Origin of the sequence: Parasphingorhabdus sp. (genome assembly GCF_036964565.1) — a bacterium.
GTDB lineage: Bacteria > Pseudomonadota > Alphaproteobacteria > Sphingomonadales > Sphingomonadaceae > Parasphingorhabdus.
In genome coordinates this window covers 45,353-53,841 of record NZ_JBALTN010000015.1, presented here as the reverse complement: position 1 = coordinate 53,841, position 8,489 = coordinate 45,353, and the positions used below count along the sequence as shown (strand labels likewise).

The following is an 8,489-nucleotide window of genomic DNA, read 5'->3' as shown; positions in this document are numbered from 1 at the left end:
GTCTGGCTGCAATGTTCGCAGCCAGACCGGGTTCCAGGGCCGGATCGGCGTGTTCGAGGCAATCCGCATCGACGACACCCTGCGCAAGCTGATCAATGATGGCGGCGACGAGGCGCGCATCGCCTCGCACGCCTTCCTGCGCCAGCCCAATCTCGGGTCGGCTGCCCGCGCTTTGGTCCGCGAAGGCCTGACGACCGCAGAGGAAGGGATTCGGATCTCGCGGCGGGAAAGTGAAGCGGCGCCACTGCTCATCGGCTAGCCGGAGGGTGGCGACCGCATTGCTGCTCTTCCCATTCGCATGCGCTGGCGTTACACTTGCGCATGACTGATAATAGCACCATGACCTATGCGCGCTACTTGGCGCTCGACACGCTGCTCGACGCGCAGCATCCCCGCTCCGACCTTGATGACGAGATGCTGTTCATCATCATCCACCAGACCAAGGAATTGTGGCTCAAGCAGATCATCCGCGAGATGCGCTTCGCCAAGAAGCAGGTTCGCGCCGACGCGCTGGTGCCCGCCTACAAGGCGCTGGCCCGGGTCAGCCGCATCCAGGCAGTGATGACGCTCAGCTGGGATGTCCTGTCGACGATGACGCCCAGCGACTACACCCGTTTCCGCCACGTTCTGGGCCCCAGTTCCGGTTTCCAGTCCGACCAGTTCCGCACCGTCGAATATATGCTTGGCCTCAAGGACAAGGCCTTTTTGAAATATCAGGACGACCGGCCAGAGGCGCAGGCGGCGATGCAGGCCGCACTGGACCAGCCAAGCATCTGGGATGAAGCGATCGCGGCGCTGGCCCGGGCCGGCTTCGCGATCGCGCCGGAGCTGCTCGACCGGGACTTTGCCAAGCCGCATCAGCCATCGGCACAGGTCGAGGCGGCCTTTCTCGAAGTCTACCGCAACCCTGACCAATATTGGGAACTTTATCAGCTGGCCGAGAAGCTGGTCGATCTCGACGACGCGATGGCGACCTGGCGGCACAAGCATGTGCTGACCGTGGAGCGGATCATCGGCGGCAAGATGGGCACCGGCGGCACCTCCGGTGTCTCCTATCTGCAGAGCACCGTGGCCAAGCGCGCCTTCCCCGAACTCTGGTCGCTGCGAACCCAGCTATGAGCTGGAAACAGCTGTTTTCCAGATCTCTTGCCGCCGATCCCGACCGCCTGCATTTCGCCGCCCACAGCCACCATCTCTGGCCCGACGCCAGCCATGCCGGCCATCTCGCCGCTTGGGAGGCTGCCGCCACGCTGGCCGATCACAAATGGGACCAGATCATGGGTCCCGTCTGGTCGCAAGCGCAGCAGCATGTCGCTGACGAACTGAATCTTCCCGATCCGGCGACCCTGTGTTTCGCGCCCAACACCCATGATTTTATCGTCCGGCTGCTGTCCGCGATCCCCGCAAGGCCGGTCAGGGTGCTGGCGACCGATGGCGAGTTTCACAGCTTTCGACGGCAGATGACCCGCTGGGTCGAGGCGGGACAGGTCCGCCTCGAAACGGCACCGCCGGAGCGGGTTCTGGAAACCGCCCGGAGAAGCGCGTTTGACCTGATCTTCGCCAGCCAGGTGCTGTTCAATTCCGGCACCGTCCTGTCCGAGCTGGACGGACTCGCCGATCTGGCGCGCCCCGACGGCCCATGGGTGGTGATCGACGGCTATCATGGCTTCATGGCGGTCGCTACCGATCTGTCGCGGATCGCCGACCGGATATTCTATCTTTCCGGTGGTTACAAATATGCGATGGCGGGGGAGGGGGCCTGCTTCCTGCACGCGCCGCCCGGCTATGCTCAGCGGCCGGTGGTGACCGGCTGGTATGCCGCGTTCGATGATCTGGCGCTGCCGCCCGGTGATGTCGGCTATGCCCCCGATGGCCGTCGCTTCCTCGGCAGCACCTTCGATCCTTCCGGCCTGTACCGGTTCAATGCGGTCCAAACTCTGTTGCACAGCGAAGGGCTGACCACGGCGGTGATTTCCGATCATGTTGCCGGCCTGCAAGCCCGGTTTCTCGACCAAAGCCCGATGGCCGGCTTCGACCTGCTCAACCCGCTGGACGACGGTCCTCATGCGCGCTTCCTCGCATTCAGGGGCGACCGGGCGGCCGCCCTCCACGCCGCGCTGGCGGATCAGAATGTGATGACCGACGTTCGCGGCGATGTCCTGCGGATCGGCTTTGCGCTCTATCATGACCGGGAAGATGTCGCCCTCTTGTCAAAAATATTAGGCACGCTGGCCTGACCGATCCGCCGTTACGGCATCTTGGTCCGCATGCTTGCCACGCGCATTCCCGCGGTTTGACCCACCGATTTTGTCATTGACCTGCCGCATTTTCTCGATCAGTTTAACTGAACGATTAAACCGGCTGCGAGGAGCACGAGCATGAGCATTTCCGTCGATATCCAGAATGACGTGGCCCTGATCACCATGGACGATGGCAAGGCCAATGCGATCAATTTCGCCCTGATGGAGCAACTGAACGCGGCGCTTGACCAGGCCGAAGCGGCCGCCAAAGCGATCGTCCTGACCGGACGCGACGGGCGCTTCTCCGGCGGCTTCGACCTCGGCATGATGGGCAGCTTCACCCGCGAGGATTCCGTCCGTCTGCTTGATCGCGCCTCGGAACTGGTGCTGCGTCTCTATGGCGGGCCGCTGCCGGTGGTCGCCGCCTGCACCGGCCACGCCATCGCCATGGGCGTGTTCCTGCTGATGGCCTGCGATACCCGGATCGGTGCGGCGGGCAATTTCAAGCTGGGCGCGAATGAATCGATCACCGGCATGACGCTGCCGGTCTTTGCGGTCGAGCTGGCGCGCGACCGTCTCAGCCCGCTGCACCAGACGCGGGCGATGATCCAGGCGTTTATCTATGATCCGGAAGGCGCAGTGGAAGCTGGCTATCTCGATGCGCTGGCCGCGCCCGACCAGGTGGTCGCCCGGGCGACCGCGATCGCCGGACAACTCGGCAAGCTGCCGGGCCATGCCTATGCCTATCAGAAATCGGCGATGCGCAAGCCGACGCTGGACGCGATCCGGGCGAGCATCGGCAACCACCCCAATTTGCGCAACTAGCCTAGCGGTGCTGGTCGATCAGGATCGGATTGCCATCTGGATCGGTCAGCATGATGCTGGCCGGCCCCGCTTCCCCTTCGGCTCGGCTGTCCAGTCCGACGCCGGCCGCCAGCAGTGATTTCTGGATTGCGCGCACATCGTCAAAATCATCGATGGCCTGCGCATCCTGGTCCCAGCCCGGGTTGAAGGTCAGCATGTTCTTCGGAAACATGCCCTCGAACAGGCCGATCACCGTATCGCCATTTTTCAGTATCAGCCATTTCTGCGCTTCCTCGCCATGAAATTTGCTGAACCCCAGCGTCTCGTAGAAGGCCCGTGACCGGGCAATATCCTTCACCGACAGGCTGATCGAAAACGCTCCAAGTTTCATTGTCCTTCTCCTCTGACAGATTCACGGGCGGCCAGGATCTTCGGGCTGCGCAGCGCCGCCAACAGGGCCCAGATCACCGGTCCGACGGGAATATATCCTGCAAGACCATGGGGCGCATCATCCTTTGTCACGGTCCACCTCAGTTCGCCTCGCCCAGCAGATATTTCTGCCAGAACAGCAGGCTCGCCCAGAACTGATAGTCGGCATTGGCTTTCTTGCGGAAGCCGTGGCCTTCATTCTCCGCCAGCAGATGCCAGGCAGGGCGTCCATTGGCGCGGACCGCGGCAACGATCTGCTCCGCCTCGCTGGCCGGCACGCGCGGGTCGTTGGCGCCGGTGACGACCATCAGCGGTATGTCGATCTCGCTCGCCCGGATCAGCGGGCTGATTGCCTCCAGCTTGGCGCGCTGCTCGGGATCGCGCTCGTCACCATATTCCACGCGCCTGAGATCGCGGCGATAGGCCTGCGTGTTTTCGAGGAAGGTGACGAAATTGGATATGCCGACAATCTCCAGCCCCGCCTCCAGCTTGTCGCCATAGCGCAGCATCGATGCCAGGGTCATGTAGCCGCCATAGCTGCCGCCGGTGACGGCGATGCGTTTGCGGTCGATCTTCCCGTCACCGCGCAGCCGGTCTAGAAACGCGCCGATATCGAGCACGCTGTTTTCGCGCAGCCAGGGGCCGTTGTCGAGCGCCACGAAGCGCTTGCCAAAACCGGTCGACCCGCGGACATTGGGATAGAAGAGCGCGATCCCCAGCTCGTTGACCAGATAATTGTCCCGGCCGATGAAGCGCGGCGTCGTCTGCCCCTCGGGACCGCCGTGGATATTGATGATCAGCGGCCGCTTGCCCTTGTGCCGGCGGGCATCGGGCCGGTAGAGATAGCCGGACATTTTCTCGCCGTCGAAGCTTTCGATCTCGACCAGCTCCGGCGCGACATTGTCGGCGCTGTCGAGGCCGCCGGTTTCGCTCCGGGTCCAGCGGGTCACCGCCAGCGTCTCGGGATTGATGCCATAGGCATCGGTGCCGGTCTGGTTGCTGTTGAGCGTCAGCCCCAATTCCCCCCAGGGCGAAAATTTCATGCCGCTGATCACGCCGACCGGCAGCCCGTCGACGCTGTGCGTGGTGCCGCTTTCGGTATCGTGGAATTCGAGCAGGGACCGACCCGCCTGGTTCACTTCAAAGGCAATCCACCGGCCGTCGGGACTGATGTCGAACGCCATGATGTCCCAGACTTTCTCGTCGATGACGACTTCGAACTGTGCGGTTTCCAGATTGACGATGCCCAGCCGCTTGACATCGCTGCCGTCATCCGATGCCGCCCACAGCCGGCCATCGGGCGCGAAAGTCAGCCCCGCATAGCCGATCGACCGGCTGCTGTCGGTGATCTTGCGCGCCGTTCCCTGCTTGATGTCGATCAGATAGAGCTGGTTGTCGGAAACCGAAACATAGTTGAACACCAGCAACTGCTTGTCGTCGGGTGAAAAATCGATCGGCACCCAGCCGCCACCGGTCGAGGCGACCAGCATCCGGGCGCTGTCCGGAACCGCCGGGTTCATCAGATAAATGTCATTGTAAAGCCCGGTGCGCTTGTTCGAACCGAAGGCAAGCAGCTTGCCGCTGCTCGACCAGGGGCCAAGATTGTTCCGGCTGCTGCCGTCGGTCAGCAGTTTCGGGCGACCGCTTGCTAAGGCGTAAATCTGGTTGACCTCGTTGCCGCCGCTGTCCTTCTGGAACAGCAAGGACGACCCGTCCGGCGCATATTGGGCCGACATCACCGGCTCGCTGGCAAAGGTCAGCTGTTCGCGCTGGCCCATCGGGGTCCCGACCCGGTGCAGCTGGCTGGTATCGCCGAAGCGGGTCGACACCAGCATCGCTCGGCTCTTCGGGTCCCAGTCGACGAAGCTGGCGGTGCGATATTCCATATAGGGGCGGGTGCGCTCGACCATCGCGAGTGGTACCGCGGGAATCTGGTCCGCGACCAGCGCGCCCGGCTTAAGTGCGCTATCCTCTGCCCGCGCCGATCCGGCCCCCGTCGCCATCGCCGCCGCCAGTATCCCCGCCATCCAAATGCGCATCATCAACCCGTCCCGTCTGTTCTGTTTTGCGATGTTTATGGACGAAGCGGGACAAAAGCAATTAGAGGGGGCCATGTTTTCTGCTGACCGTCCCTTTGTCCTGCTCGACGACGCGCGCGAGAGCGATGCCGCCCCGGCGCGGCTCTACCGCGACCCGGTCGCGGTGCTGCAGGCCGACAGCGCCGAGGAGCTGGCCGCCTGTCTCGAAAAACTGTCGGCAGCGGGCGGGCAGGGGCTGCACGCCGCGGGCTATCTGTCCTACGAAGCCGGGCTGGCTCTCGAACCGCGCCTGGCCGGGCACCCCGGCACCCTGTCTTCGGTGCCGTTGCTCTGGTTCGGCCTGTTCCGCGACTATGAGGAGTTCGATCCTGCCGCCCTGCCGGCGATGCTCCCGGCCGCGGACGGTGCCTGGCTTGGCGGCCTGCAACCCGCGATCACGCGCGCCGACTATGACGACGCCTTCCGCCGGGTCCAGGACTATATCGTCGCCGGCGACATCTATCAGGCGAACCTGACCTTCCGCGCCATCGCCCGCTACGCCGGCCATCCGCTCGCCCTCTATGCGGCGATCCGCGACCGCGCGAGGGCCGGCTACGGCGGCGTCCTGTTCGACGGACGCAACTGGACCCTGTCCTTTTCCCCGGAGCTGTTCTTCGCGCTGAAGGGCGGCCGGATCACCGCCCGGCCGATGAAGGGCACCGCCGCCCGGGTCGCTGATGAGGTGGCGGACCGCGCCGTGCGCACGCAGTTGCAGGGCGATCCCAAGCAGCGCGCCGAAAATCTGATGATCGTCGACCTGCTGCGCAACGACCTGTCGCGGGTGGCGGAGCAGGGCAGCGTCGGGGTGCCGCAGCTGTTCCATGTCGAAAGCTATCCGACCATCCACCAGATGACCTCGACGGTGACGGCGCAGCTGAGGGAAGGGCTCGACGCGGTCGACATCATCCGCCGGATATTCCCCTGTGGCTCGATCACCGGCGCCCCGAAGATCCGCGCGATGGAGATTATCGGAGAGCTCGAGCCGGATCGGCGCGGCATCTATTGCGGTTCGATCGGCCGGATCGACGCCCCGGGAGCGGACGGCCACTGCGACGCCGCGTTCAGCGTCGCGATCCGCACCTTCTTTCTCGAAGCCGGCAAAGAAAGTCTTTCCATCGGCCTCGGCTCTGGGATAGTGGCGGACTCTGACGGGGATGACGAGTGGCGGGAATGTCTCGCCAAGGGACGATTTGCAAAACTGAGCGGGGGCACAGGCGTGGATTTGATCGAGACCATGGCGTTCGAGCCGGCCAGCGGCATCAACCGGCTCGAGGCGCATCTCGAGCGGATGAAGGCCAGCGCCGCCGCGCTGGAATTCGAGTTCGACCGCCACGCTGCCCGCAACACCATCCAGGCGATCACCTTCCACCAGGAAAAGCCCGCCATGGTCCGGCTGATGCTGGGCCGGTCCGGCGCCATCGCCATCGAGCTCCGTCCACTGCCGCAGCCGCTCGCCGAGCCGGTTCCCTGCCGGCTGGTGCCGATGACCGCAGATCCGCAGGACTACCGCCTCCACCACAAGACCAGCGACCGGCGCATCTATCAGATCGCCAAAGAAGATGGTGGGCTGGCGGACGGCGTCCACCCGGTCTTTGTCGACCCCGACGGCTTTGTCACCGAAGGCGCGATCTGGAATATCTTTGTCGAGCGCGACGGCAAGCTGCTGACCCCGAAGCTGGCGCGCGGCGTGCTGCCGGGGGTGCTGCGGGCAGAGTTGATCGAGAACGGGCAGGCGATCGAGGCCGACCTTACCGCCGCCGACCTTGCCGACGGCTTCCTGCTCGGCAACAGCGTCCGTGGGCTGCTGGCCGCTGGCCTCGTCGCCTAGTGCGTACATATCGGCTGTCCGCCAATCACCGTGATCACGCACGGGGGCCGCTGCGACACCCGGTCAACGCCCGGTCGTGATCATTTCGGGTCGCTTCCGACGCCCGGGGCCGGGCCGCCTGGTCATGGCGGGCGGCGCGGTGCTTCTGCTGTTCTATGGCGGCATATTGCTGTTTGCGACCTATGATCCGATGCTGCTCGCCCAGCTGTGGTTCCTCCCCGGGACCGGCCTGCTGGCGGCGGTGATTGCCAACACCTCGGGCACCGGCGGCGGCGTCGTGTTCGTGCCGGTGTTCAACGCGCTGCGCGAGCACGGGATCATGACCGTCAGTCCGCTCCAGGTCACCGGCGCGTCGATGGCGATCCAGAGCTTCGGCATGACCGTCGGCGGACTGCGCTGGACCGACCGGCTGCTGCACCAGCCGGTCGCGGCGGCTTCGGCCGGGCAGGTGCCGGTCCGGCCCCGCGATTATGCGATGGTCATCGGGGTGGTGCTGGCGCTGGCGCTGCCGGCGATGTGGGCGATGCAGCGGCTGACCGTGGTCGACGGGCATCTGATCCTGCTCGGCTACAAGATTTTTTCGATATTTCTCGGCCTGGCGCTGATCATCACCACCTGGACGATCAACAGCAGCCGGCCGGAACGCGCGCGGCTGGAAAAGGTCGATATCGGGGTCCTGCTGCTGATCGCGATTCCGGGCGGCGCGCTGACCGCGCTGTTTTCGGTCGGCATCGGCGAACTGGTCGCGCTCTACCTTTTTATCCGCCATTATCCGGTGCTGCTGTGCACTGGCACCGCGTGCGTTATCTCCTCGGCCAGCGCGCTGGTTGGCAGCATCTGGCATATCGAGGCCGGGACCATCGCTTGGGAGATCGTGTTGCTGGCCGGACCGGGGGCCGTGCTCGGCGGTTTTCTGGCCCGGTCAATCGCGCTGTGGCTCGGGGCGAAACGCCTGAAGACGCTTGACGGCACATGGATTGTGCTGTCGGCGGTATATCTGATCGTGCTGAACTGGTTCTATTGACCGGTACCTCTTCCATCCCGGTTTCACGATTACCGGCCCGGTCCCGGGATTTCACCATTCCGCCTCGTAAAAATCCCTGCTAACGC

At 64.4% G+C, this 8,489-nt stretch carries 8 protein-coding genes; 6 read left to right on the top strand and 2 right to left on the bottom strand.

Annotated features, from left to right (window positions below):
- The 4 genes from V7650_RS16815 to V7650_RS16800 form a co-directional block, all read left to right on the top strand.
- Positions 1–259 (top strand): ATPase, T2SS/T4P/T4SS family (locus tag V7650_RS16815; protein ID WP_442955324.1); only part of this gene is annotated, 259 nt, incomplete at its 5' end.
- A 62-nt stretch (positions 260–321) separates the two neighbouring features.
- Entirely contained in the window at positions 322–1,119 is a 798-nt protein-coding gene (locus V7650_RS16810; protein WP_335657369.1) for a tryptophan 2,3-dioxygenase, read from the top strand.
- Positions 1,116–2,237, top strand: coding sequence for a kynureninase/PvdN C-terminal domain-containing protein (locus V7650_RS16805; RefSeq protein ID WP_335657368.1), 1,122 nt, complete (start codon positions 1,116–1,118; stop codon positions 2,235–2,237). The genes V7650_RS16810 and V7650_RS16805 overlap by 4 nt, the downstream gene beginning before the upstream one ends.
- A gap of 141 nt (positions 2,238–2,378) precedes the next feature.
- Entirely contained in the window at positions 2,379–3,065 is a 687-nt protein-coding gene (locus tag V7650_RS16800) for a crotonase/enoyl-CoA hydratase family protein (protein ID WP_335657367.1), read from the top strand.
- A gap of 1 nt (position 3,066) precedes the next feature.
- Here the strand turns inward: V7650_RS16800 and V7650_RS16795 are convergent, their stop codons facing one another.
- Positions 3,067–3,435, bottom strand: a complete 369-nt coding sequence (locus tag V7650_RS16795; RefSeq protein WP_335657366.1) for a VOC family protein — start codon at positions 3,433–3,435, stop codon at positions 3,067–3,069.
- A gap of 139 nt (positions 3,436–3,574) precedes the next feature.
- Entirely contained in the window at positions 3,575–5,515 is a 1,941-nt protein-coding gene (locus V7650_RS16790) for a S9 family peptidase (RefSeq protein ID WP_335657365.1), read from the bottom strand.
- 70 nt (positions 5,516–5,585) lie between these two features.
- Here V7650_RS16790 and pabB point away from each other — a divergent pair, with 70 nt between their 5' ends.
- Together pabB and V7650_RS16780 are read left to right on the top strand one after the other, a co-directional pair.
- A complete protein-coding gene (pabB, locus tag V7650_RS16785) occupies positions 5,586–7,379 on the top strand; it encodes an aminodeoxychorismate synthase component I (protein WP_335657364.1) in 1,794 nt (597 codons plus the stop codon).
- A 76-nt stretch (positions 7,380–7,455) separates the two neighbouring features.
- Positions 7,456–8,403: a sulfite exporter TauE/SafE family protein gene (locus V7650_RS16780; protein WP_335657363.1), complete on the top strand. Its 948-nt coding sequence runs from the start codon at positions 7,456–7,458 to the stop codon at positions 8,401–8,403.
- Positions 8,404–8,489 lie beyond the last annotated feature (86 nt).